Genomic DNA, 24,516 nt, shown 5'->3' on the forward strand with positions numbered 1-24,516 from the left:
GACGCTAGGAGGGAATCACCGGGCCGGGCAGGGGGTTTGGCTCATGGAAGCCGCCGTTGCATGAGCGGCGCTCATGGAACGAGGTGAGAGGCCCATGGCAGCCGGCATCGGCGGCACCGGAACCGGCACCGGAAGCGCCCGCGCGAGCGGCCCGGCCGAGCTCGGTCCGCACGAACTGCGCATCCTGGTCGCCGTATCCGAGACCGGCGGGTTCTCCGCCGCCGCGGTACGGCTGGGCCTGACCCAGTCGGCCGTCTCGCACTCCGTGCGGGGCAGCGAGGCGAAGCTCGGCGCGGTGCTCTTCGAGCGCGGCCGCGGCGGCGCCTCGCCCACCCCGGCGGGGGAGCGGGCCGTCGCCCTCGGCCGCCGGATCCTGCGGCTGTACGAGGTCCTTGGCGCGGAGGTGCGCGGCGCGGGCCGGGGCGGGGCGGCCGCGGGCGGGGACGCGGTGGAGGGCGTGCTCCGGATCGCCGCCTTCCGCAGCGCGGCCCTGCACCTGCTGCCGCCCGCCCTGGAACGGCTCACCGCCCGGCACCCCGGGATCCGCCCCGAGGTCAGGGTGGTGCGCGAACTCGGCGCCGGCACGGCCGGGGAGGTGGCGGCGGGCCGCGCCGACCTCGGCATCGCCACGCTGGGCGGGCAGGACGACGTACCGGCGGGCCTGCTGACCGGACTGCTCAGGGAGGAGGCGTACGCGCTGGTCCACCCGGCCGGACACCCCGACCCGAAGTCGCTGCCGCTGCTGGACTGGGACGAGAACTGCGGCTCCTACACCCGCGCGTGGTGGCAGGCCCAGGACTGGATCCCCCGCGCCACCGTCAAGGCCGAGGACGACGGCATGGTGCTGACCATGGTCGGACGCGGGCTCGGGATGGCGATCCTGCCCGAGCTGTCGCTGTGCGAGGCGACCGCGGCCGTCGACATCACCGATTTGGGCCATCAGAGGCCGGTGAGGCGGGTGGGATACGTCACCACGCCGGAATCAGCCGCAACCCTCGCCGTGAGGGCTCTGATCAGGGAACTTCGCTCCGGTAAGGGCTGAAAGCGGAACCGAGAGAGCAGGCCGTCCGGGGGGTTCGGCGTCTCAGATAGTAGGAAGTCCGAGTAATTGCGGAGACATACAGCGGGAGCTGCCCTAGCTTTGTAGAAGCCGAACGTCTCGCCGATCCGGCGAATGGCGGTCGAGAGCGCGCGCCCCGGCAGGCAACCCCTGCGGCGCACTGCTCCCCGCCTCTTCCGGCGCCTTGAAGGAACCCCTCATCCGTGGCTCCGCCACGCCGTGATCTCAAGGAGTCGATCACCATGCACACCACCTCCTCCGCCCCCGCCGGCCGCCGCGTCCGCCGCTCCTCCACGGCCGACGCCGACCGCAAGAACGCCGCAGCCGCCCTGCAGCGCGCCCTGGACCGCCGGGACAACGGCGGGTCGACCGGCCACTGACCTGCGCCGGCCCGCTCCATCCCGAGACATGTTGCGTCCAGATGATGGACGCAATGTGTCTGAGGGCTGGGACACGGAGTACGGTTCCGACATGTCGACCAGCATCAATCTCGCAGTGATCCCCGGTGATGGCATCGGCCAGGAAGTCGTGGCTCAGGGACTCAAGGTCCTTACCGCGGTCCTGCCCCAGGATGTGAAGCTGGAGACCAAGGAATACGACCTCGGCGCCCAGCGCTGGCACCGCACCGGTGAGACCCTCCCGGACGCGGAGCTCGAAGCGCTGAAGCACCACGACGCGATCCTGCTGGGCGCCATCGGCGACCCGTCGGTCCCGTCCGGCGTCCTGGAGCGCGGTCTGCTGCTGAAGCTCCGCTTCGCCTTCGACCACTACATCAACCTGCGCCCCTCGAAGCTCTTCCCCAACACGGCCACCCCGCTCGCCGGCCGCCCGGAGATCGACTTCGTCGTGGTGCGCGAGGGCACCGAGGGCCCGTACACCGGCAACGGCGGCTCGCTGCGCACCGGCACGCCGGCCGAGGTGGCCACCGAGGTCAGCCTCAACACCGCCTACGGTGTCGAGCGCGTGGTCCGTGACGCCTACGAGCGGGCCAACGCCCGCCCCCGCAAGAAGCTGACGCTCGTCCACAAGAACAACGTCCTCGTGTACGCGGGCCACATGTGGAAGAACATCTTCGACAAGGTCGGCCAGGAGTACCCCGAGGTCACCACCGACTACCTGCACGTCGACGCCGCGACGATCTTCTTCGTCACCCAGCCCGAGCGCTTCGACGTCATCGTCACGGACAACCTCTTCGGTGACATCCTCACCGACCTGGCCGCCGCCGTGACCGGCGGAATCGGCCTCGCCGCCTCCGGGAACATCAACCCGACCGGCGCGTTCCCGTCCATGTTCGAGCCCGTCCACGGCTCGGCCCCGGACATCGCGGGCACCGGCAAGGCCGACCCGACCGCGACGATCCTCTCCGTCGCCCTCCTGCTGCGCCACCTCGGCTACGAGGCCCAGGCCGTCCGCATCGAGGACGCCGTCTCCGCCGACCTGGCCGAGCGCGACGGCACCTTCCGCTCCACCGACGCGATCGGCGACGCCCTCGCCGCCCGCGTAGCCGGCTGACCCGGCAGCTCCACCTCAGGAAGCCGCCGGGTCGCATTCCAGGACCCGGCGGCTTCTCCTGTGCGGCCCCGGGTGCCACCATCTCCCCTGGGCCGCAACACCCCGTTTTTCCGAACCCCCCTCGCGCGCGATAATCGAACGCGAGGCCGCGGACTACGGGGAAGCTCGGACGTCCTAGTAACTAGTACGCATGAGCGCGGTCCGCCATACACAACGGTGAAGGACAAGCACTCATGACGACGCCCACGATCGAGCTCAAGCCCTCCTCGAACCCGCTGTCCGACGCGGAGCGCGAGGCGATCCTGGCCAGCCCCGGCTTCGGCCGCCACTTCACCGACCACATGGTGACGATCAAGTGGACCGAGGGCCGCGGCTGGCACGATGCCGAGCTGGTCCCGTACGCGCCCCTGGCGATCGACCCGGCGAACATGACGCTGCACTACGCGCAGACGATCTTCGAGGGCCTGAAGGCCTACCGCCAGCCCGACGGCACCGTCGCCACCTTCCGCCCCCAGGCCAACGCGGAGCGCTTCCAGGCCTCCGCCCGCCGCATGGCGATGCCGGAGCTGCCGGTCGAGCTGTTCATCGACGCCTGCGACGCGCTCATCAAGCAGGACCGCGCCTGGGTGCCGGACTCCGGTGAAGCCTCCCTGTACCTGCGGCCGTTCATGTTCGCCACCGAGGTCGGTCTCGGTGTCCGCCCGGCCAACGAGTTCCTCTTCATCGTGATCGCCTCGCCCGCCGGTGCCTACTTCCCCGGTGGCGTCAAGCCCGTCTCCGTCTGGCTCTCCGAGGAGTACGTCCGCGCGGCCAAGGGCGGCACCGGCGCGGCCAAGACCGGCGGCAACTACGCGGCCTCCCTCGTCGCCCAGGCCCAGGCCGCCTCGCACGGCTGCGACCAGGTGGTCTGGCTCGACGCCGTCGAGCACCGCTGGATCGAGGAGATGGGCGGCATGAACCTGTACTTCGTGTACGGCGACCGCATCGTCACCCCCGAGCTCACCGGCTCGCTCCTCCCGGGCATCACCCGCGACTCCCTCCTCACCATCGCCCGCGACCTCGGCTACACCGCCGAGGAGGGCCGCATCACCACCGAGGACTGGCAGCGCGACAACGAGAACGGCACCCTCACCGAGGTCTTCGCCTGCGGCACCGCCGCCGTCATCACCCCCGTCGGCTCGGTCAAGTCCGAGCGCGCCAACTGGATCCAGGGCGACGGCGAGCCCGGCCAGGTCACCATGCGCCTGCGCAAGGCCCTCCTGGAGCTCCAGACCGGCCACGCCGCCGACCACCACGGCTGGATGCACCCGCTGGGCTGAGCCCGGAGGCGACCGATCGGTACGGGCCTAGTCTGGAGTGGGGGCCCGTACCGAGGTGGTGTGCGATGTCCGAGGCAAGCAGCTACTGGGCTTCCGGGAACTGGAAGGTCTCCGAGGGCAAGGAAGAGGAGTTCGTTGACCGTTGGACGACCTTCCTGACCTGGACCAAGGAGGCGAACGAGGGCTTCCTCTTCGCCCGCCTGATCCGCGACCTGGGCAACCCGGGCCACTACGTGTCCTTCGCCTCCTGGCAGGACGTCGACGCGATGAAGGCCTGGCAGGACAAGCCCGAGTTCGCCGAGCACTTCGGCGGCTGCCGCGCACTGTGCGAGGACATGCAGGGCGGCGGTTTCTCGCTGGCGCGAGCGGTTGACGCCTGAGGCTCGCCCGTACGTACGAAGGCCCGCACCCCGGAACCCCGGGGTGCGGGCCTTCGTACGTGGAGGCGCGGCTCAGACGGCCACGGGCTCCTCGGCGGCAGCGCCGGAGCCGGCGTCGGCGGCGCCGGCCGCGGCGGGGGAGCGGCGGGCGGTCAGGGCGAGGTAGACCAGCCCGCCGGACAGGCCGGAGAGGATGAAGGAGCAGTCCACGCCGCCGGTCAGGGCGAGCAGCGGGCCCTCGTAGAACGGGGTGGTCACGGCCAGCACGCCGACTCCGGCGCCGACGGCCCAGGAGACGGTGGCGGCCGGGTTCCAGCCGCGGCGGTACCAGTAGATCCCGCCCACCGAGCGGCGGTTGAAGACCTGGAGGGCGTCGGCGTCGTACTGCCCGCGGCAGCGCACGTAGCCGATGAGGGTGATCACGGCCCAGGGAGTGCCGATCGCGGTCAGGAGCAGCACGAACGAGGTCATCGCGGACTGTACGTCCCACTCGAAGGAGCCGAAGAAGACGAACGCGGTGGCGACGGCCGCGGCGATCACGGTGGCCTTGGTGCGCGTGGCCTTGGGGACGATCGCGTCGAGGTCCAGGCCCATCGAGTAGAGCATCAGCCCGGCGTTGCCGACGGAGCCGGCCGCGGCGGCGGCGAGCAGCGGGACCAGGTACCAGAACGGCGCGGCCTCGACGAGGGGCCCGGCGTAGTCGGCGCCGGCCTTGGCGGCGAGGGCGGTGTAGGTGCCGAACAGCTGCGGTATCAGCAGGCCGATGAGCAGGCCCAGGCAGGTGGCCCAGAACACCTTGCGGGAGCTGTGCTTCCGGGGGGAGATGTAGCGGGTGTAGTCGCCGAGCAGGGTGATGAAGGCGACGGGGCCGCTGAGGCCGGCGGCGACGGCCGCGAGCAGCCAGGTCGGCCAGAAGGAGCCGAGGAGGAGGGTGGTCTCCGGCGGCGCGGCGGTGGTGAAGTCCGGGGCGTAGGCGAAGAAGCCGACGGCCAGCAGGACCACCATGCCGATGGAGAGCACCTTGCTCATGCGCAGCAGCAGTCGGTAGCCGAAGACGGCCCCGACGACGGTACACGCGGCCAGTACGCCGTACATCGCGGCGCGCGAGACGCCGGTGTCCGGGAGGCCCGTCAGCCGGGAGAGGGTGCCGACCATCACGTCGCCGCCGATCCACAGCGTGAGCGCGGTGTAGCCGAGCGCGAGCAGCAGGCCCACGATCGAACCGACCAGCCGTCCCCGGACGCCGAACTGGGCGCCGCTGGAGGTGGACAGGTTGGTGGCCGTCCTCAGGGAGACCAGCGCCAGCGGCGCGGTGAAGGCGATGCCGACGACGGTGCCCGTCACGATGGCGGTGACCGAGGGCCACAGGCCCAGCCCGAAGGACGGGGGCAGCCAGCCGAAGACGATCACGCCGAGGCAGAGATTGGAGCCGAGCAGGATCGAGATCAGGTCACGGGGACCGCTCGTTCGCTCCTCTTCCGGGATGGTGTCGACTCCGCGCTGTTCGATGGGCATGGGGGGACTCCCTTGGCAGGGCGGGGATGCGTGAGCAATTGTTTGAGCGACACTCAATGTGACTCATGCCCTGCTCGTAGGTCAATGATTCCCAGCTAGGAAATGAAGAGTTAGAGTGATGCTCTAACCCATCGAGTCAAAAGGTGGTGGATCGCCGTGCGGCTGACCCCTACGGAGCGCGACCGGCTGCTGCTCCGCAGCGCAGCGGAACTGGCCAGGGCCCGGCGGGCCCGGGGCCTCAAGCTCAACGTCCCGGAGGCCACCGCGCTGATCGCGGACACGGTCTGCGAGGCCGCGCGCGACGGCAAGCGGCTCGCGGAGGCCATCGAGGAAGCCCGCGGCGTGCTGGGCCCCGACGACGTCCTGCCGGGCGTGGCCGACGTGGTCACCGAGGTGCACGTGGAGGCCGTCTTCGACGACGGATCCCGTCTCGCGGTGGTCTCCTCGCCCATCCAGGGCGCGGCCTCCCTCGGCGACGACGCCCCCGGCGCGGTCGTCCCCGGCCCCGGCGCCCCCCAGCCGGAGCCGGTGCTCCACCTGCGCGTGCGCAACACCGCCGCCGTGCCGGTGAGCGTCACCTCGCACTTCCACTTCTTCGAGGCCAACCCCCGCCTCGACTTCGACCGGGCCGCGGCCTACGGAATGCGGTTGTGCGTGCCCGCCGGCTCGTCCGTACGGTTCGACCCCCACGGCGAGGGCGAGGTCGGGCTGGTCCCGATCGGCGGCGACCGCATCGCCGTCGGCTTCGCCGGGCTGGTGGACGGCCCGCTGGACGCCCCCGGAGCCAAGGAGCTGGCGCTGAGCCGCGCGGCCGCCTGCGGGTACCTGGGCGCGCCGGCGCAGCAGGAGCCCGGGGACAGCCCGGCCGGCCACGGTGCCGGCACCACCGACCACGCGGACGGAGAGCAGGCATGAGCCGCCAGACGCCCCACAGCGACCACTGTGCGCCGGGCAGCCGGCACATTGACCCGCACGAGTACGCCTCCGTCTTCGGCCCCCGCGCCGGGGACCGGGTCCGGCTCGGCGACTCCGGGCTGACCGTCCGGGTGGAGTCCGACGCGCAGAAGCCGGGCGACGAGTTCCTGGCGGGCTTCGGCAAGACCGCCCGTGACGGCCTGCACCTGAAGGCCGCGGCCGTCCGTGAGACCTGCGACGTCGTCATCAGCAACGTGCTGGTCATCGACGCCGTCCTCGGCATCCGCAAGGTGTCCATCGGCATCCGCGAGGGCCGTATCCACGCGATCGGCCGGGCCGGCAACCCCGACACCCTCGACGGGGTCGACGTGGTCGTCGGCACGGGCACCTCGATCGTCTCCGGCGAGGGGCTGATCGCCACCGCCGGAGCCGTGGACACCCACGTCCACCTGCTGTCCCCGCGCATCATGGAGGCCTCGCTCGCCGCGGGCGTCACCACGATCATCGGCCAGGAGTTCGGCCCGGTCTGGGGCGTCGGCGTCAACTCCCCGTGGGCCCTCAAGCACGCCTTCAACGCCTTCGACGCCTGGCCGGTCAACATCGGCTTCCTGGCCCGAGGCTCCTCCTCGGACCCGGCCCCGCTGGTCGAGGCGCTGGCCGAGGGCGGCGCCTCCGGCTTCAAGGTCCACGAGGACATGGGCGCCCACACCCGCGCCCTGGACACGGCGCTGCGCGTGGCCGAGGAGCACGACGTGCAGGTCGCCCTGCACTCCGACGGCCTGAACGAGTGCCTCTCCGTCGAGGACACCCTGCGCGTCCTGGACGGGCGGACCATCCACGCCTTCCACATCGAGGGCTGCGGCGGCGGGCACGTCCCCAACGTGCTGAAGATGGCGGGCGTGCCGAACGTCATCGGCTCCTCCACCAACCCCACCCTGCCCTTCGGCCGGGACGCGGTCGCCGAGCACTACGGCATGATCGTCTCCGTCCACGACCTCAAGCCGGACCTCCCGGGCGACGCCGCCATGGCCCGCGACCGGATCCGCGCGGGCACCATGGGTGCCGAGGACGTCCTGCACGACCTGGGCGCCATCGGCATCACCTCCTCCGACGCCCAGGGCATGGGCCGCGCGGGCGAGACCATCCGCCGCACCTTCGCCATGGCGGCGAAGATGAAGGGCGAGCTGGGCCCCCTCGCCGGCGACGGCGAGGGCGACGACAACGCCCGCGTCCTGCGCTACATGGCCAAGCTGACGATCAACCCGGCCATCGCCCACGGCCTGGCTCACGAGATCGGCTCGATCGAGGTCGGCAAGCTCGCCGACATCGTGCTCTGGCGCCCCCAGTTCTTCGGCGCCAAGCCGCAGCTCGTCCTCAAGTCCGGCTTCCCGGCCTACGGGGTCACCGGCGACCCCAACGCCGCCACCGACACCTGTGAACCGCTGGTCCTCGGCCCGCAGTTCGGCTCGTACGGTGCCACCGCCGCCGACATCTCCGTCGCCTTCGTCTCGGCCGCCGCGGCGGCCCTCGGCAGCGACGAGATGCCGACCCGCAGGCGCCGGGTGGCCGTCCGCGGCACCCGCGGCATCGGCCCCAAGGACCTGCTCCTCAACTCCCGGGTGGGCGCGGTCGATGTCGACGCGCGCAGCGGCCTCGTCTCCCTCGACGGGGAACCGCTGCGCTCCGAAGCGGCCGACTCGGTCTCCCTCAACCGTCTCTACTTCCTGTAAGCCCTTAAGGACCTCCCTCATGACCACGAACAAGCCCGTGAACGCCGGATTCCGGATGCCCGCCGAGTGGACCCCCCACGAGCGCACCTGGATGGCCTGGCCCAGCCCGAACCCGACCTTCACCAACGAGCAGGAGCTCGCCGAGGCCCGCCAGGCCTGGGGCGCCGTGGCCCGCGCCGTGCGCACGTACGAGCCCGTGACCCTCGTCGTCTCGCCCGGTGACGCCGAGAGCGCCCGCGCGATCGTCGGCGAGGACGTCGAGCTGGTGGAGCGCGAGCTCGACGACGCCTGGATGCGCGACATCGGCCCGACCTTCGTCACCAACGACGCCGGCGAGCTGGCGGCCGTCGACTGGACCTTCAACGGCTGGGGCGCCCAGGAGTGGGCCCGCTGGGACCACGACTCGAAGATCGCCCGGCACATCTCCGACGCGGTAGGCACCCGTACGTACAGCACCCCGCTGGTCAACGAGGGCGGCGCCATCCACGTCGACGGCGAGGGCACCGTGCTCCTGACCGACACCGTGCAGCTGGGCAAGGGCCGCAACCCCGACTGGACCCGCGAGCAGGTCGAGGCCGAGATCCACGCCCACCTGGGCACGACCAAGGCGATCTGGCTCCCCTACGGTCTGGCCGGCGACTACGGCACCTACGGCACCCAGGGCCACGTCGACATCGTCGCCGCCTTCGCCCGCCCGGGCGTGGTCATGGTCCACACGCAGCCCGACCCGGCCCACCCGGATCACGAGCGCTGCAAGACCATCGCGGCCATCCTGCGCGCGTCCACCGACGCACAGGGCCGGCAGCTGCAGGTCGTGGAGATCCCCGCGCCGACGGTGCTGGAGGAGGACGGCGAGTGGGTGGACTACTCGTACATCAATCACTACCTGTGCAACGGCGGCGTCGTGCTGTGCTCCTTCGACGACCCGCGCGACGAGGAGGCCGCCGAGATCTTCCGCGGACTGTTCCCCGAGCGGACCGTGACACTCGTTGACGCACGTACGATTTTCGCCGGGGGTGGCGGTATCCACTGCATCACCCAGCAGCAGCCGAAGGTCTGACCTTCCGGAACGGACGAGGAGTGGGCCCATGGCGGCGGGTGGAGTACCGGTACGGGCGGCGCGAAAGAACGCGCCCCCGCGCGAGGACGTACTCGCCGCCGCCATGGCCACGATCGCCGAGCGCGGCCTGGAAGGCCTGACCATGGCCGGTCTGGGCCGCGAGGTCGGCATGAGCAGCGGCCACCTCCTCTACTACTTCCGCAGCAAGGACGAGCTCCTGCTGCAGACCCTGGAGTGGAGCGAGGCGGCGCTGGGCGACCAGCGCCGGGCCCTGCTGTCCCGGCGCGCCCCGGCGGCCGAGCGGCTGCGGGCCTACGTCGACCTGTACGTGCCGGAGTACGCCCGGGACCCGCACTGGACCCTGTGGCTCGAGGTCTGGAACCGCTCCCAGAACGCCGGCCCGGAGGAACGCGACCGGCAGGCGGCGATCGAGGGCGCCTGGCACCGGGACCTGGTGGCCCTGCTCGCCGAGGGCATCTCCCGCGGCGAGTTCCGCCCGGTGGACGCCGACCGCTTCGCGGCCCGCACCAGGGCCCTGCTCGACGGCTTCAGCATCCAGCTGGCCGTGGGTCTGCCGACGCTGGACCGCGAGGAAATCCTGAACCACGTCCGCGAATACCTCACGGAAGCCCTCACTCCCCGGGGGTAGCCCCGGCGGCGTTGTCGGCTGACCGGCCGGGTGCGGCGCCGTTGCCGGGGCGCTGCCCCGGACCCCGCGCCTCAAACGCCGGCGAGGCTGAGATTGCGGCGGTGCCCGCATGCTGAGATCCCGGTCCATCCGCGGCAAGCGGTATGGCACACTGCGAGCGTGCCTGCTCAGCTCATGATTATCGCCAGCAGCGCGCCGGTCCTCAGTGACCGCTGAACCGTGGAAGACCTTCGCGGGAGGCGGCCACCGTGCCCCAGACCCGCGCGCAAACCTCTCGCACCCGCGAGGGGTTTTTTCGTTTCCCGGCCTCATCCAGCCGAGACGTGAACGCGCGCGATGATGGGGGCAGTGGATCCCGGGATTCCGGAACCACTCATCCGACAGGAGTCAGATCAGCATGACGACGACACCAGAGGCGGCAGCAGCGGTCCTCGACGACAGCTTCCACGTCTTCGACACGACCCTGCGCGACGGCGCCCAGCGCGAGGGCATCAACCTCACGGTCGCCGACAAGCTGACGATCGCCCGCCACCTGGACGACTTCGGGGTGGGCTTCATCGAGGGCGGCTGGCCCGGCGCCAACCCCCGCGACACCGAGTTCTTCGCCCGGGCCCGTGCCGAGATCGACTTCAAGCACGCCCAGCTGGTCGCCTTCGGCGCGACCCGGCGGGCAGGCGGTTCGGCCGCCGAGGACCCCCAGGTGCGGGCCCTGCTGGAGTCCGGCGCCCCCGTGATCACGCTCGTGGCCAAGTCCCACGACCGGCACGTCGAGCTCGCCCTGCGCACCACCCTCGACGAGAACCTGGAGATGGTCCGGGACACCGTCTCCTACCTGGTCGCCGAGGGGCGCCGCGTCTTCGTCGACTGCGAGCACTTCTTCGACGGCTACCGCGCCAACGCCGAGTACGCGAAGTCCGTCGTACGCACCGCGCACGAGGCCGGCGCCGACGTCGTCATCCTCTGCGACACGAACGGCGGCATGCTGCCCGCGCAGATCACGGCGACCGTCGCCACCGTCCTCGCCGACACCGGCGCCCGCCTGGGCATCCACGCCCAGGACGACACCGGCTGCGCCGTCGCCAACACCCTGGCCGCCGTCGACGCGGGCGCCACCCACGTCCAGTGCACCGCGAACGGCTACGGCGAGCGGGTCGGCAACGCCAACCTCTTCCCCGTCGTCGCCGCACTGGAGATCAAGTACGGCCGCAAGGTGCTCCCCGAGGGCGCCCTCGCCGAGATGACCCGGATCTCGCACGCCATCGCCGAGGTCGTCAACCTGACCCCCTCCACGCACCAGCCGTACGTGGGAGTCTCCGCCTTCGCGCACAAGGCCGGCCTGCACGCCTCCGCGATCAAGGTCGACCCGGACCTCTACCAGCACATCGACCCCGAGCGGGTCGGCAACACCATGCGCATGCTGGTCTCCGACATGGCCGGCCGCGCCTCCATCGAGCTCAAGGGCAAGGAGCTCGGCGTCGACCTCGGCGGGGACCGCGCGCTGATCTCCCGGGTCGTGGAGCGGGTCAAGGAGCGTGAGCTCCAGGGGTACACCTACGAGGCGGCCGACGCCTCCTTCGAGCTGCTCCTGCGCGGCGAGGCCGAGGGCCGGGCCCGCAAGTACTTCCGCATCGAGTCCTGGCGCGCGATCGTCGAGGACCGCCCGGACGGCACCCACGCCAACGAGGCCACGGTGAAGCTGTGGGCCAAGGGCGAGCGGATCGTCGCGACGGCGGAGGGCAACGGCCCGGTCAACGCCCTCGACCGGGCCCTGCGGGTCGCCCTCGAACGCTTCTACCCCCAGCTGGCCAAGTTCGAGCTGGTCGACTACAAGGTCCGCATCCTGGAGGGCAAGCACGGCACCGAGTCCACGACCCGTGTGCTGGTCGCCACGACGGACGGCGTCCGCGAGTGGTCCACGGTCGGCGTCGCCCCGAACGTCATCGCCGCGTCCTGGCAGGCCCTGGAGGACGCGTTCACGTACGGCCTCCTCCACGCGGGCGTCGAACCGGCCGAGTAGCGGCCCTGCGCCGCACCGGACCTCGCCGGGCCTCCCGGCCCCGGGGAGGTCCGGCGCAGGGCGGAGACGGCCTTATGTCCTGCTCACACAGGAAAATGCCGGTTCGGGTAGCGTCGTGACTATGAGGACCAGGCTTATATCCGTACGTTTTGGATCAGTGCTGGCCGGTCTGCTGCTGGCCCTGTCGACGACCGCCCTGGTGGCCGCCCCGCAGGCCTCGGCCGCGACCGGCGTCGCCGCCGTGGGGGAGGCCCTCAAGAAGGGCCCGGTGTACGTCGACCCCCGCGCCGAGGCGCAGCTGCCCAAGGCGGAGGCGGACGCTCTCGCGCAGAAGATCAAGGACGCCGGGAAGCCGGTCTTCGTGGCCGTGCTGCCGGCGACGGCCGAGTTCCCCCAGGACAAGGTGCTCGGCGCCGTCCGGGCCGAGACCGGCATCACCGGGCTCTACGCGATCCGGCTCGGCGACGGCTTCAACGCCGGCGCCGACAAGGCCGTCATGCCGCAGAACGCCGTACGCAACCTCACCGAGGCCGTCAAGACCGGCACCCCGGTGGACGCGAGCACCCAGCTCAACAACTTCGTGGACCAGGCCCTGACCCAGGCAAAGGGCAGCGCCCCGGCCTCCTGGGGCAGCGCGGGCGCCGACGGCGGCGTCCCGGTGGGCGGTCTGATCACCCTCGGTGCGGTGGCCGCGATCGGCGGCGGTGGCGCCTACGCGCTGGTCCGCCGCAGCCGGAAGAAGAAGGAAGAGGCCCGGCGCGAGGCCATCGAACGCCTCAGCGTGGTCGTCGACGAGGACATCACGGCCTTCGGCGAGGAACTGGACCGGCTGGACTTCCACCCCGGCGAGCCCGGCGCCGACGACGCGATGCGCAAGGACTACGAGCAGGGCCTCGACTCGTACGAGAAGGCCAAGCAGATCATGGCCTCGGTGCAGCGCCCCGAAGAGGTCCAGGGCGTCACCCAGGCACTGGAGGACGGCCGCTACGCCCTGGCCTGCCTCGACGCGCGCCGGCAGGGCCGCCCTGTGCCCGAGCGCCGGCTGCCCTGCTTCTTCGACCCGCGCCACGGACCGAGCACCGAGGACACGGCCTGGGCCCCGGCGGGCGGCGCGCCCCGCACCGTTCCCGTCTGCGCGGCGGACGCCGTACGGCTGCGCGACGGTCAGGACCCGGCGGTCCGCACGGTCGACACCGAGCACGGACCGCGCCCCTACTACGACGCCGGCCCGGCGTACGGCCCCTGGGCCGGCGGCTACTTCGGCGGCGGCATCCTGCCGGGCCTGCTGATGGGCACGATGCTCGGCTCGATGATGTCGAGCCCGGCCTACGCCTCGGACTTCGGTGGCGGGGACTTCGGCGGCGGCTTCGAGGGGGGCGACGTCTCCGGAGCCGACTTCAACCCGTCCGACTTCGGCGGCGGGGACTGGGGCGGCGGTGGCGGCTTCGACGGAGGCGGCGGCTTCGACGGCGGGGGCGGCTGGTAGCCGCCCCCCGGTCACCCGAGCCGTGCGCGCTCCGTCAGGCCTGCTTGACGGCGGAGATGTCGAAGGTCAGCTTCACCTTGTCGCTGACCATCACACCGCCGGCCTCCAGGGCCGCGTTCCAGGTGAGGCCCCAGTCGGAGCGCAGGATCTCGGCGGAGCCCTCGAAGCCCACGCGCTCGCTGCCGTAGACGTCGGTGGCGGAGCCGTTGAACTCCAGGTCGATGGAGAGCGGGCGCGTGATGTCCTTGATCGTCAGGTCGCCGGTGATGCGGTAGGTGTCCGCGCCCACCCGGCTCGCCTCCGTGGAGCGGAAGGTCATCAGCGGGAAGGCCTCGGCGTCGAAGAAGTCCGCGCTGCGCAGGTGACCGTCCCGGTCGGCGATGCCGGTGTCGACGGAGGCGATCTTCACGTCGATGGAGGCGGTGGAACGGGAGGGGTCGCCGCCGTCCAGGTGGAGGGTGCCCTCGTGCTCGGCGAAGCTGCCGCGGACGTTGGTGACCATGGCGTGGCGGACAGTGAAGCCGATGCTGCTGTGGGCGGCGTCGATGGCGTAGTCGCCCGTGAGGGCGGCCAGGGCCGGGTCCACATCGAGCGTGGCGACGGCGCCGGCGTTGGCGGTGGCGGCGGCCTCGGGAAGGCGTACGGTCTGGCTGCGGCGGGTGAAGAGACCCATGGTTTGCTCCTCGGTAGCGGTTCTGTTGAATCTTCAACGACTTCAACGAGAGCGACGCTAGACCTATTCCGTTCAAATTTCAACATCTGGGCGGGTGTGGCCCCGTTTTGTGGAAGCACCACAAAGGACGAAGGTCCCGTATGGCGGAGTCCGCGCAACCCCCGGCCGTACTGTGCGGGCCGGACAGCTGATGACACCGGAGACTGTGCGGAATGAACGGAGGTTTTTCATCGCTCGCTTCGTAAGGTCGGTACATGACCGTTGTGGACCAGACCCCGAGCGAGCCCACGGACGCCCGCGGGCGCGTGGCCGAGCTGCACGCGCTGCGTGAGCAGGCGCGGCGTGGCCCCAGTGACCGCGCGACCGAGACCCAGCACGCCAAGGGCAAGCTGACTGCCCGTGAGCGCATCGCGCTGCTCCTGGACGAGGGTTCGTTCAAGGAGGTCGAGCAGCTGCGCCGGCACCGGGCGTCGGGGTTCGGCCTGGAGGCGAAGAAGCCCTACACCGATGGTGTGATCACCGGGTGGGGGACGGTCGAGGGCCGTACGGTCTTCGTGTACGCGCACGACTTCCGGATCTTCGGCGGCGCTCTGGGTGAGGCCCACGCCACGAAGATCCACAAGATCATGGACATGGCGATCGCGGCCGGCGCGCCGCTGGTCTCCCTGAACGACGGTGCGGGCGCCCGTATCCAGGAGGGCGTCTCCGCCCTCGCCGGCTACGGCGGGATCTTCCAGCGCAACACGAAGGCCTCGGGTGTGATCCCGCAGATCAGCGTGATGCTGGGCCCGTGCGCGGGCGGCGCCGCCTACTCCCCGGCGCTGACGGACTTCGTGTTCATGGTCCGCGACACCTCGCAGATGTTCATCACCGGCCCGGACGTGGTCCGTGCGGTGACGGGTGAGGAGATCACCCAGAACGGGCTCGGCGGCGCGGACGTGCACGCGGAGACCTCGGGGGTGGCGCACTTCGCGTATGACGACGAGGAGACGTGCATCTCCGAGGTCCGCTACCTGATCTCGATGCTGCCCTCCAACAACCGGGAGAACCCGCCCGTCCACGAGTCCTCCGACCCGGCCGACCGCCGCAGCGAGGTGCTGCTGGACCTGGTGCCCGCGGACGGCAACCGCCCCTACGACATGCTCAAGGTCATCGAGGAACTCGTCGACGACGGCGACGTCCTGGAGATCCACGAGCGCTGGGCCCGCAACATCATCTGCGCGCTGGCCCGCCTGGACGGGCAGGTCGTGGGCATCGTCGCCAACCAGCCCGGCCACCTCGCCGGCGTCCTGGACATCGAGGCCTCCGAGAAGGCCGCCCGCTTCGTCCAGATGTGCGACGCCTTCAACATCCCGATCATCACCCTGCTGGACGTGCCCGGCTTCCTGCCGGGCGTCGACCAGGAACACGGCGGGATCATCCGCCACGGCGCCAAGCTCCTGTACGCGTACTGCAACGCGACCGTGCCGCGGATCTCGCTGATCCTGCGCAAGGCCTACGGCGGCGCCTACATCGTCATGGACTCCCAGTCCATCGGCGCCGACATCACCTACGCCTGGCCCACCAACGAGATCGCCGTGATGGGCGCCGAGGGCGCCGCCAACGTCATCTTCCGCAAGCAGATCGCGGACGCCGAGGACCCCGAGGCCATGCGCACCCGCATGGTCAAGGAGTACAAGGCCGAGCTGATGCACCCCTACTACGCGGCCGAACGCGGTCTCGTCGACGACGTCATCGACCCCGCCGAGACCCGCGAGACCCTCGTCGCCGCCCTCTCGATGCTCCGCAACAAGCACGCCGACCTGCCCTCCCGCAAGCACGGCAACCCGCCGCAGTAAGGAGACCCGCCACCCATGAGCACCGACACCCTGCTGCGCGTCGAAAAGGGCAACGCCGCCCCCGAGGAACTCGCCGCGATCACCGCGATCCTCCTCGCCCGCGCCGCCACCACCCCCGACATCCCCGCACCCACCCGCTCCCAGGCCGGCTGGCGCCGCCTGGAACGCACCCCCGGCTTCCGCGCCCCCCACAGCTGGCAGGGCTAGGCGCCCACCGCTCCGTTCGACGGCCGCCGCCGCCCCGACCCCGATGCCATCCGGCACGGGGCCGGGTGCGGTGGGCGGCCGTTCGCGTTCTCCGACGGGCCCCGGCACTCCGGGCGGTCAGGCCGGGATCACTCCGCCTTGTTGGGCGCGGATCCGTACGGGAGACCGCCCTGGAAGAGAACGCTCCTGCCCCGCAGCAGGGGGCCGACGGTCTTCAGTTGCCATCCCATCACGGTGTCGGGGCTGAAGTTCGACCCGGTGATGTCGATGTGCAGCTGGTAGACGCGGCCGGTGGTGGTCAGCACCTTGACGTAGGCGTCACCGCCCTGGGCCTCGAGCGAGACGCCGCACGCGACGCCCGCTGCACCGCCGTTGGGATAGCCGAGGATGCCCGAAAGGTCCTGCCAGACCACCGGGTCTCCGGTGTCCGGTGCACGACCGGCGTAGGTGACGCCGTTGCGGACGGCGGCGCTGAACGACTCGTTGTTGCCGGGGGAGTAGCTGTCGATGTCGATACACGGCCCGGGGGGCCCGGTGGGCCCGGTCGGTCCAGTCGGTCCTGTGGGTCCGGTCGGCCCGGTGGGTCCGGTCGGTCCGGTCGGTCCTGTGGGTCCGGTCGGCCCGGTGGGTCCTGTGGGCCCTGTCGGTCCTGTGGGTCCGGTTAGCCCGGTGGGCCCTGTCGGTCCGGTGGGCCCTGTGGGTCCGGTGGGCCCTGTGGGTCCGGTGGGCCCTGTCGGTCCGGTCAGCCCAGTGGGCCCGGTGGGCCCTGTCGGTCCGGCGGGCCCGGTCGGTCCGGTCGGTCCGGTCAGCCCAGTGGGCCCGGTCGGCCCGGTCGGCCCGGTCGGCCCAGTGGGTCCGCTGGGTCCGCTGGGCCCGGTGGGTCCGGTAGGTCCGGTGGGTCCGGTAGGTCCGGTGGGTCCGGCCGGTCCCGTCGGTCCCGTCGGTCCCGCGGGGCCGGGCGGGCCCGGTGGGCCGGGCTTGCCCTTCGGGCCCTTGGGGCCGCGGCAGTCGTCGTCGTGACCGCCGGACGGTGCGGCCTTCGGCCGTGGCCTCGCCGTCTTGCAGTGGTCCCCGCCGTCCGGTGGGCCCGGCCGGGACGCCGACGCGACGGCGGGCAGAGCGACCCCCGCCAGTACCAGGGCGATGCAGCCCAATGCCCCGCCGAGCCAGCCCGCCCGCCTCGGCAGCGGGCCCGGCCCGGATTTGGGTCCGACCTCAGAACGCATTATTCCGCTCCTTGGATTACATGATCGGATGATCACCGGAACAGCCCGGTGTCCACAGACATCCTCGGAACGGCCCTCGGCCGGATGGCGGCCGCCGCGCCCGCAGATCAGCACCTCGGCCCAGTCGGCGCACCCACCTGGGTCAGGCGCGCGGCCACCGGGCCGGAACGACGAACGCCGGGACCCCGTATCGGGATCCCGGCGTTCCGCGCGTGGCGGGTACGGCTACCGCAGGCGGGCCATCAGGGCGTGCTCGACCAGGGTGATGAGCGCGCTCTTGGCGTCCGCGCGGTGGCGGGCGTCGGTGGTGATGATGGGGGCGTCCGGGCCGATCTGCAGGGCCTCGCGGACTTCCTCCGGGGTGTAGGGCTGGTGCCCGTCGAAGCCGTTGAGGGCGATGACGAACGGCAGGCCGCTGTTCTCGAAGTAGTCGACGGCGGGGAAGCAGTCGGCCAGGCGGCGCGTGTCCACGAGCACCACGGCGCCGATGGCGCCGCGCACCAGGTCGTCCCACATGAACCAGAAGCGGTCCTGACCCGGCGTACCGAACAGGTACAGGATCAGGTCCTGGTCCAGCGTGATGCGGCCGAAGTCCATCGCGACCGTAGTGGTCGTCTTGTCCCCGGTGTGGGTCAGATCGTCGATACCGGCCGACGCGGACGTCATGACGGCTTCGGTGCGCAGCGGGTTGATCTCGGAGACCGCGCCGACGAACGTGGTCTTGCCCACGCCGAAGCCGCCCGCCACCACGATCTTCGCGGAGGTGGTGGAGCGAGCCGCTCCGCCGTTAGAGCTTGCGAAGTCCACTGAGCACCCTTTCGAGCAGTGTCACATCTGGCTGGCCGCCGGCAGACTCGTCGCCGCCGGGCTGGTGAATGGCGACAAGGCCCGCCTCCGCCAGGTCGGCGACGAGGATGCGGGCGACACCAAGAGGAATGGAGAGAAGTGCCGAGATCTCCGCTACGGATTTGATCTCCTGGCACAGACGGCAGATGCGCTGATGCTCGGGCAACTGCCCTTGCAGCCGGGCGGGATCGGCCGTGGTACTGACCAGCGCCTCGATGGCGAGCTGGTAGCGCGGCCGGGTCCGGCCGCCGGTCATCGCGTACGGGCGCACCAGCGGGTTGTGGGCCTTCGGAGCCGGCTGCCGCGCGGCGACGCGCGGAGGCTGCTGCTGAGGCATCTGCTGCTGCGGAGGCGGCTGGGGCTGGCCGTACGGCTGCTGCTGGTACGGGTTGTGCTCCGGCACGGGCCGGCTGGGAGCGGAGGGGAAGTTGAAGCGGTTCTGGTCGTGCCCACCCTGCGGCTGCTGCGAGCCGCCATAAGGATGTCCTCCGGGTGTTGTCACGTTTCCTCCTCCGACTCCAAGAACGCAGTACTCCCTGTGGAACCGCGCCACCGCACCCTATGGTGCGATGACGCGAAACGCACTGCCTGTCTGCTAGTTGAGAAGACTGCCCTGCAGCTCGGCGCGCAGGTCCGGGGTGAGGACACTGCCCGCGCGATCCACCAGAAGAGCCATCTCGTAGCCCACGAGGCCGATGTCGCACTCGGGGTGCGCGAGCACCGCGAGCGAGGATCCGTCCGAGACGGACATGAGGAAAAGGAACCCCCGGTCCATCTCGACCACGGTCTGGTTGACGGCGCCGCCCTCGAAGATGCGGGAGGCTCCGGCGGTCAGCGAGGTCAGACCGGAGGCCACGGCCGCCAGCTGATCGGCGCGGTCACGCGGGAATCCGTCGGACATCGCCAGAAGAAGGCCGTCGGCGGAGACCACCACCGTGTGGGACACCCCGGGGGTGTTGTCCACGAAGTTGGTGATCAACCAGTTCAGGTTCTGTGCCGCCTGGCTCATCGGGCTCACACTAACGCTCCTGGTCATAGCTGTTACTTGACTGCTCGGAACCCGCGCTGCGTCCCTGCTGGACACCGCGCCGCAGGTTGCTCAACCTGCCGCGGACGTCCTCCGGGGCGCGGGAGACCTGGGGGCCGCCCTGCGGGGTCGTCTCCGCAGCACCCTCGACCAGGTTGGCCTTGGGCACCCGCCGAGGGAGACCGGACGGGGTGACCCCGCCCGCCTTCGGCTCACGGAGTTTGGCCGCCTGCTGCCAGCGCTCGTCGTTGCCCGAACGCCAGCCGGTGTCGGCTTCCTTCTCCTCCGGGGCCCGCTCCGGGGCGGCGGGCTGCTGCTGACGCGGCGGCCGCTGCTCGAAGAGGGATCCGGGGGACTCCGCTTCCTGCTGTGCCGGCTGCCACTGCTGCTGGCTGCCGCGGCGCGGCAGGCCCGCTCCGGTCACCTCGTGACCGGTGTCGGCAGCGGCGCCCGGACGGTCGAAGCCTACGCGGTCCTGGGCCCGTTCGGGACCGGCAGGGGGTTCCGATTCGGTCCCGTAATCCTGCTGGTAGGCCGCCGGGTAGGTGTTCTGCTGGGGCCAGTCTGCCTGCTCCGGCTGGGCTTCGTAGCCACCGTCGTAGGACTGGGCGTTCTGCTGCTGATCCTCGTACCCGGCTTCCGGATAGGAGTAACCCTGCTGCGGGTAGGCGTCGTAGCCCTGCTGGGCCTGCTGGGGCTCGTACGAGGTGTCGTAGCCCTGCTCGGACTGCTGCTCGTAGCCCTGGTACGGCTGGTACCCGTGCTCAGGCTGAGGTTCCGCATACTGCTGGTCGGCCTGGGGCTCGTGGTCCGCGTACTGCTGCTGGTCCTGCGCGTAGCCGACCTGGGCCTCCAGCGCGGCACGCCGCTCCTCGCGTACGAGGGACCTGCCGACCGGGTCGAGATCGCGCGGGTCGCCGCCCGGCTGGTCGTATCGGGAGTCGTCGAAACCGAGCTCGGCGGCCGTGCGCAGTGGCGCGGCCAGCTGGGCCTTCTGCTCCGGGATGATCTGGGAGACGGTGAAGTCGTCGTCCGGGATGCCCTCGCCACCGCCACCGTGGGTGATGGCGTCCGGGAGCATGACCAGCGAGGTCGTGCCGGCCGCCTCGCCCGAGGGGCGCAGCTGGACGCGGATGCTGTGGCGGTCCGCCAGCCGGCCGACCACGAACAGACCCATGCGCTGCGAGATCGCGGCGTCCACGGTCGGCGGGTTGGCGAGCTTGTGGTTGATGTCCGCGAAGTCCTCGGCGGTGAGGCCGATGCCCTTGTCGTGGATCTCGACCATCACGCGGCCGTCGGGCAGACGCGTGGCGTTGACGCGGACCTTGGTTTGCGGGGAGGAGAACGTGGTGGCGTTCTCCAGGAGCTCGGCGAGCAGGTGCACGAGGTCGGTCACGGCCTGGCCGTGGATCTCGGCGTCGGAGACGCCCGAGAGCTCGATGCGCTCGTACTGCTCCACCTCGGAGGAGGCGGCGCGCAGCACGTCGACGAGGGGCACCGGCTGGTCCCAGCGGCGGCCCGGGTTCTCACCCGCGAGGATGAGGAGGTTCTCGCCGTTGCGGCGCATACGGGTGGCCAGGTGGTCCAGGCGGAAGAGGTTCTCCAGCTGGTCCGGGTCCGCCTCGTTGTTCTCCAGGTCGGTGATGAGGGTCAGCTGGCCCTCGATCAGCGACTGGTTGCGCATCGAGAGGTTCGTGAAGATCGCGTTGACGTTCCCTCGCAGGAGCGCCTGCTCGGCGGCGAGCCGGACCGCTTCCCGGTGGACCTGGTCGAAGGCGCGGGCGACCTCGCCGATCTCGTCCTGGGAGTCGATCGGGATCGGCTGGACGCGGGTGTCCACCTTGCCCGGGTCGGTGCGCGAGAGCTGGTCGACGAGCATCGGCAGGCGCTGCTCGGCGATGTCGAAGGCGGCACCGCGCAGGCGGCGCATCGCACGGCCCATCTGGCGGGCCATCAGACCCGCGAGGATGAAGGCGGCGAGCAGGGAGACGACCACGATGGCGCCGTTGGTGATGGCGTCGGTGCGGGCGTCGTCGGAGACCGCCACGGCGTCCTTGACGGCCTTGTCGAGGAGGTCCTTCTCGATCTCGTCGTAGGCGTCGAACTTCGCGGTGGCCGCGGCCTGCCAGGCCATGGGCGTGGTGCCCGCGGCGGCCAGCTTGGTCTTGTTCTCGCCGCTGGCTATCGCCTCGGTCATGTTGGTCAGGACCGACTTGTTGGGCCCTGCCGGCGGCGGCACGAAGCGCACGCCCGCCTGCTCGGCCTTCTGCTTGGCCTCGGCGAGCTTGGCCGCGCCCTCGTCGGACTTGCGCTGCATCACCTGCTTGAGGTGGGTCACGTCGTCCTCGGTGCCCGCCGCGACGTACTCGCCGATGGCGATTTCCTCGAGGTAGGCGTACGAGGAGAAGGCGACGAGCTGCGCCTTGCGGATGTTCTCGTCCGGGTTCGGGCGGACCAGCAGGTGGGTGCCGACGGAGCGCTGCAGCGAGTTGGCCGCCTTGGCCAGCTGGACCGCGTAGACCATGCGGCCGTAGGAGGTCACGTTGCCGGTGCCGAGGCCCAGCTCGTTCGCGAACTGCATGAGGTAGTGCTGGACCAGCACGTACCCCTCTTCGGTCGGGATGGGGCCGGGCGCGGTGGGGAGGCTCTTCTTCGGGGTCTCGGCCGCCGCCAGGTAGGCGGTCTTGCGGACTTCCTGGAGCTTGGGCTCCTCGGCGCGGAAGAGCTCCAGGCGCCGTTCCATGCCCTGGTTCTTCGGGAGGTCCTTCACGGCCTGGTCGAACTTCACCTTGGCCGCGTCGGTGTTCCCGCGGACCTTGGTGACGACCTCGCTGGAGGGCTGGCCGCTCAGCAGCGGTTCGGCGCTGAGGTCGCGCTCGTTGAGCAGCGCCTGGCCGTATTCGGAGGCCGCCTGGACGACCCTGGCTATCTTCTCGGCGTCCTTGGCCTCGTTCCAGGTGTCGACGGAGCCCTTCACCTGGAAGCCGCCCATGACCAGCCCGACGAGGGCCGGCACGAGCAGGATGGCGTTCAGACGCGTCGGCACGCGCCAGTTGCGGGGGGAGAACCTGCTGGTGCTCCCGCTGCTCGCAGGCGGTTCCACGGGCACGTCGACGGGCGACGCGGCCGCTCGCGGCGGCGGGGTGAAGTTGCCGCGCGCGGGTTCATCCGCGGGGCTTGCGTTGCTTCGCCTCACTCGACCAACAACCTTCCGGCGGTGCTACTAGCTAGTTCGTTGAATTCCAGCACGGTTAACGGCCGTGTTCCAAACAGTTGAAATCAGCCCTTCCCCGAGCCTTATGCCCCGCGTAAAACGGACATAAAGAGCGTCCTGCGGCAAAAATAGGGGGAGTTGTGAGCGCAGCGGCATCAACCGAACGCGCCCTGTGGCGAACTGGCCGCAATTGTCTGTCGAAACGTTATGAACGAAGAGGACGGGCCGTGTCCTATGACACAGCCCGTCCTCTCACGTTGTGAAGAACCAGTGGTACTTGAGTGGTGCCGCTTGAGCCGGGCGGGCGGTGTGGGTGTTACTTGAGCCGTGCCATGAGAGCGTGCTCGACGAGCGTGATGAGCGCACTCTTGGCGTCCGCCCGGTGGCGGGCGTCGGTGGTGATGATCGGAGCGTCCGGGCCGATCTGCAGGGCCTCGCGGACTTCCTCCGGGGTGTAAGGCTGGTGTCCCTCGAAGCCATTGAGGGCGACGACGAACGGCAGCCCGCTGTTCTCGAAGTAGTCGACAGCCGGGAAGCAGTCGGCGAGCCGGCGGGTGTCGACGAGCACGATCGCACCGATGGCACCGCGGACGAGGTCGTCCCACATGAACCAGAACCGGTCCTGACCGGGGGTACCGAAGAGGTACAGGATGAGGTCCTGGTCCAGGGTGATGCGGCCGAAGTCCATGGCGACGGTCGTCGTCGTCTTGTCCCCGGTGTGGGTCAGGTCGTCGATGCCGGCGGACGCGGACGTCATGACCGCTTCGGTGCGCAGCGGGTTGATCTCGGAGACCGCGCCGACGAACGTGGTCTTGCCCACGCCGAAGCCGCCCGCCACCACGATCTTCGCGGACGTGGTGGAGCGCGTCGCCCCGGCGTTAGAGCTTGCGAAGTCCACTGAGCACCCTTTCGAGCAGCGTGACGTCCGGCGTGCCGCCGGCCTCTCCATTGCCCGGCTGGTGGATGGCCACCATTCCGGCCTCCGCCAGGTCGGCGACGAGGATCCGGGCGACACCGAGCGGCATCGACAGCAGTGCGGAGACCTCCGCGACCGACTTGACCTCACGGCAGAGGGTGCAGATGCGCTGATGCTCCGGGAGCAGCCCGGACAGGTGCATCGGATCGGCAGTGGTGCTGACCAGGGCCTCGATGGCGAGCTGGTAGCGCGGTCGGGTCCGGCCGCCGGTCATCGCGTACGGACGCACCAGCGGCTGGTCGCCTTCCGAGTACGAATCTCCGTACGCATCGGGGTAGGCGGGGGGCGGGGTCATTGATCCTCCGGGCTGGACAGCAGTGGTCAGCGTGCCGTCTGACAGGGCGGCCGGTGGGGGGACGGTATGACGGCCTGTCGGTGGTACTGGGTTCCGGGGCGGGCCCCGGATCTCCCGGCCGGCAGTACCGTCCGGCCGGGAGAGGGAAAGTCAGATGAGCAGGCTTCCCTGGAGTTCCGCGCGCAGGTCCGGGGTGAGGACACTGCCGGCACGGTCCACGAGGAGGGCCATCTCGTAGCCCACGAGGCCGATGTCGCACTCGGGGTGCGCCAGTACGGCCAGCGAGGACCCGTCGGAGACGGACATGAGGAAGAGGAATCCCCGGTCCATCTCGACCACGGTCTGGTTGACGGCGCCGCCCTCGAAGATGCGGGAGGCTCCTGCGGTCAGCGAGGTCAGACCGGAGGCCACGGCCGCCAGCTGGTCCGCGCGGTCACGGGGGAAACCTTCCGACATCGCCAGAAGGAGTCCGTCGGCGGAGACCACCACCGTGTGGGACACCCCGGGGGTGTTGTCCACGAAGTTGGTGATCAACCAGTTCAGGTTCTGTGCCGCCTGGCTCATCGAACTC

At 70.7% G+C, this 24,516-nt stretch carries 23 protein-coding genes; 13 read left to right on the forward strand and 10 right to left on the reverse strand.

What is annotated here, in order from left to right; genetic code table 11:
* Positions 1 to 94: 94 nt before the first annotated feature.
* From ACFTXQ_RS15685 to ACFTXQ_RS15705, 5 genes are all read left to right on the forward strand, one after another.
* The gene (locus ACFTXQ_RS15685) at positions 95 to 1,042 is read left to right on the forward strand and encodes a LysR family transcriptional regulator (protein WP_382640882.1); all 948 of its coding nucleotides are present in this window, start codon (positions 95 to 97) and stop codon (positions 1,040 to 1,042) included.
* 260 nt (positions 1,043 to 1,302) lie between these two features.
* Positions 1,303 to 1,440, forward strand: a complete 138-nt coding sequence (locus ACFTXQ_RS15690) for a hypothetical protein (RefSeq protein WP_382640884.1) — start codon at positions 1,303 to 1,305, stop codon at positions 1,438 to 1,440.
* A gap of 91 nt (positions 1,441 to 1,531) precedes the next feature.
* On the forward strand, positions 1,532 to 2,572 hold the full coding sequence (locus tag ACFTXQ_RS15695; RefSeq protein WP_382640887.1) for a 3-isopropylmalate dehydrogenase: 1,041 nt from the start codon (positions 1,532 to 1,534) through the stop codon (positions 2,570 to 2,572).
* 233 nt (positions 2,573 to 2,805) lie between these two features.
* Positions 2,806 to 3,891: a branched-chain amino acid aminotransferase gene (locus ACFTXQ_RS15700; protein ID WP_382640890.1), complete on the forward strand. Its 1,086-nt coding sequence runs from the start codon at positions 2,806 to 2,808 to the stop codon at positions 3,889 to 3,891.
* Between the two features lie 65 nt (positions 3,892 to 3,956).
* Complete coding sequence (locus ACFTXQ_RS15705; RefSeq protein ID WP_382640893.1) at positions 3,957 to 4,271, forward strand: antibiotic biosynthesis monooxygenase family protein; 315 nt, start codon at positions 3,957 to 3,959, stop codon at positions 4,269 to 4,271.
* A gap of 72 nt (positions 4,272 to 4,343) precedes the next feature.
* Here ACFTXQ_RS15705 and ACFTXQ_RS15710 read toward each other — a convergent pair whose 3' ends face one another.
* Positions 4,344 to 5,786 carry a cytosine permease gene (locus ACFTXQ_RS15710; RefSeq protein WP_382640896.1) on the reverse strand — a complete coding sequence of 481 codons (1,443 nt, stop codon included), beginning with the start codon at positions 5,784 to 5,786 and terminating at the stop codon, positions 4,344 to 4,346.
* 156 nt (positions 5,787 to 5,942) lie between these two features.
* On the opposite strand from ACFTXQ_RS15710, the gene ureA reads away from it, so the two are divergent.
* The 6 genes from ureA (at position 5,943) to ACFTXQ_RS15740 (ending at position 13,643) form a co-directional block, all read left to right on the forward strand.
* Complete coding sequence (gene ureA, locus ACFTXQ_RS15715; protein ID WP_382640899.1) at positions 5,943 to 6,701, forward strand: urease subunit gamma; 759 nt, start codon at positions 5,943 to 5,945, stop codon at positions 6,699 to 6,701.
* Entirely contained in the window at positions 6,698 to 8,431 is a 1,734-nt protein-coding gene (locus ACFTXQ_RS15720; protein WP_382640901.1) for an urease subunit alpha, read from the forward strand. The genes ureA and ACFTXQ_RS15720 overlap by 4 nt, the downstream gene beginning before the upstream one ends.
* Positions 8,432 to 8,450: 19 nt before the next feature.
* Entirely contained in the window at positions 8,451 to 9,491 is a 1,041-nt protein-coding gene (locus ACFTXQ_RS15725) for an agmatine/peptidylarginine deiminase (RefSeq protein ID WP_382640904.1), read from the forward strand.
* 28 nt (positions 9,492 to 9,519) lie between these two features.
* The gene (locus ACFTXQ_RS15730) at positions 9,520 to 10,140 is read left to right on the forward strand and encodes a TetR/AcrR family transcriptional regulator (protein WP_382640906.1); all 621 of its coding nucleotides are present in this window, start codon (positions 9,520 to 9,522) and stop codon (positions 10,138 to 10,140) included.
* Between the two features lie 397 nt (positions 10,141 to 10,537).
* On the forward strand, positions 10,538 to 12,157 hold the full coding sequence (cimA, locus tag ACFTXQ_RS15735) for a citramalate synthase (RefSeq protein ID WP_382640909.1): 1,620 nt from the start codon (positions 10,538 to 10,540) through the stop codon (positions 12,155 to 12,157).
* A gap of 121 nt (positions 12,158 to 12,278) precedes the next feature.
* Positions 12,279 to 13,643, forward strand: coding sequence for a hypothetical protein (locus ACFTXQ_RS15740; protein WP_382640911.1), 1,365 nt, complete (start codon positions 12,279 to 12,281; stop codon positions 13,641 to 13,643).
* 34 nt (positions 13,644 to 13,677) lie between these two features.
* Here the strand turns inward: ACFTXQ_RS15740 and ACFTXQ_RS15745 are convergent, their stop codons facing one another.
* A complete protein-coding gene (locus tag ACFTXQ_RS15745; protein ID WP_382640913.1) occupies positions 13,678 to 14,316 on the reverse strand; it encodes a YceI family protein in 639 nt (212 codons plus the stop codon).
* 254 nt (positions 14,317 to 14,570) lie between these two features.
* Between ACFTXQ_RS15745 and ACFTXQ_RS15750 the strand changes: the two genes are divergently transcribed.
* Both ACFTXQ_RS15750 and ACFTXQ_RS15755 read left to right on the forward strand, forming a co-directional pair.
* The gene (locus tag ACFTXQ_RS15750; RefSeq protein ID WP_382640916.1) at positions 14,571 to 16,154 is read left to right on the forward strand and encodes an acyl-CoA carboxylase subunit beta; all 1,584 of its coding nucleotides are present in this window, start codon (positions 14,571 to 14,573) and stop codon (positions 16,152 to 16,154) included.
* Positions 16,155 to 16,169: 15 nt separating this feature from the next.
* Positions 16,170 to 16,361, forward strand: a complete 192-nt coding sequence (locus tag ACFTXQ_RS15755) for an acyl-CoA carboxylase subunit epsilon (RefSeq protein WP_382636020.1) — start codon at positions 16,170 to 16,172, stop codon at positions 16,359 to 16,361.
* A 128-nt stretch (positions 16,362 to 16,489) separates the two neighbouring features.
* Here ACFTXQ_RS15755 and ACFTXQ_RS15760 read toward each other — a convergent pair whose 3' ends face one another.
* The 8 genes from ACFTXQ_RS15760 to ACFTXQ_RS15795 form a co-directional block, all read right to left on the reverse strand.
* The gene (locus ACFTXQ_RS15760; protein WP_382640918.1) at positions 16,490 to 16,774 is read right to left on the reverse strand and encodes a hypothetical protein; all 285 of its coding nucleotides are present in this window, start codon (positions 16,772 to 16,774) and stop codon (positions 16,490 to 16,492) included.
* A gap of 1,038 nt (positions 16,775 to 17,812) precedes the next feature.
* Positions 17,813 to 18,394 carry an ATP/GTP-binding protein gene (locus ACFTXQ_RS15765; protein ID WP_037792108.1) on the reverse strand — a complete coding sequence of 194 codons (582 nt, stop codon included), beginning with the start codon at positions 18,392 to 18,394 and terminating at the stop codon, positions 17,813 to 17,815.
* Positions 18,375 to 18,935 carry a DUF742 domain-containing protein gene (locus ACFTXQ_RS15770; RefSeq protein ID WP_382640921.1) on the reverse strand — a complete coding sequence of 187 codons (561 nt, stop codon included), beginning with the start codon at positions 18,933 to 18,935 and terminating at the stop codon, positions 18,375 to 18,377. Before ACFTXQ_RS15770 ends, ACFTXQ_RS15765 begins: the two co-directional genes overlap by 20 nt.
* A 93-nt stretch (positions 18,936 to 19,028) precedes the next feature.
* Positions 19,029 to 19,442 carry a roadblock/LC7 domain-containing protein gene (locus ACFTXQ_RS15775; RefSeq protein WP_030037347.1) on the reverse strand — a complete coding sequence of 138 codons (414 nt, stop codon included), beginning with the start codon at positions 19,440 to 19,442 and terminating at the stop codon, positions 19,029 to 19,031.
* 10 nt (positions 19,443 to 19,452) lie between these two features.
* Positions 19,453 to 22,656 carry a nitrate- and nitrite sensing domain-containing protein gene (locus ACFTXQ_RS15780; RefSeq protein ID WP_382640923.1) on the reverse strand — a complete coding sequence of 1,068 codons (3,204 nt, stop codon included), beginning with the start codon at positions 22,654 to 22,656 and terminating at the stop codon, positions 19,453 to 19,455.
* Positions 22,657 to 22,990: 334 nt separating this feature from the next.
* Positions 22,991 to 23,572: an ATP/GTP-binding protein gene (locus tag ACFTXQ_RS15785; protein ID WP_382640926.1), complete on the reverse strand. Its 582-nt coding sequence runs from the start codon at positions 23,570 to 23,572 to the stop codon at positions 22,991 to 22,993.
* Positions 23,553 to 23,945 carry a DUF742 domain-containing protein gene (locus ACFTXQ_RS15790; RefSeq protein ID WP_007266775.1) on the reverse strand — a complete coding sequence of 131 codons (393 nt, stop codon included), beginning with the start codon at positions 23,943 to 23,945 and terminating at the stop codon, positions 23,553 to 23,555. The genes ACFTXQ_RS15785 and ACFTXQ_RS15790 overlap by 20 nt, the downstream gene beginning before the upstream one ends.
* Positions 23,946 to 24,095: 150 nt before the next feature.
* Positions 24,096 to 24,509 (reverse strand): roadblock/LC7 domain-containing protein, encoded by a 414-nt coding sequence (locus tag ACFTXQ_RS15795; RefSeq protein ID WP_008739864.1) that lies wholly within the window; start codon positions 24,507 to 24,509, stop codon positions 24,096 to 24,098.
* Between the last annotated feature and the right edge of the window lie 7 nt (positions 24,510 to 24,516).

The organism is Streptomyces sp. NPDC057010 (assembly GCF_042673805.1).
In the GTDB taxonomy this organism is placed as follows: domain Bacteria; phylum Actinomycetota; class Actinomycetes; order Streptomycetales; family Streptomycetaceae; genus Streptomyces.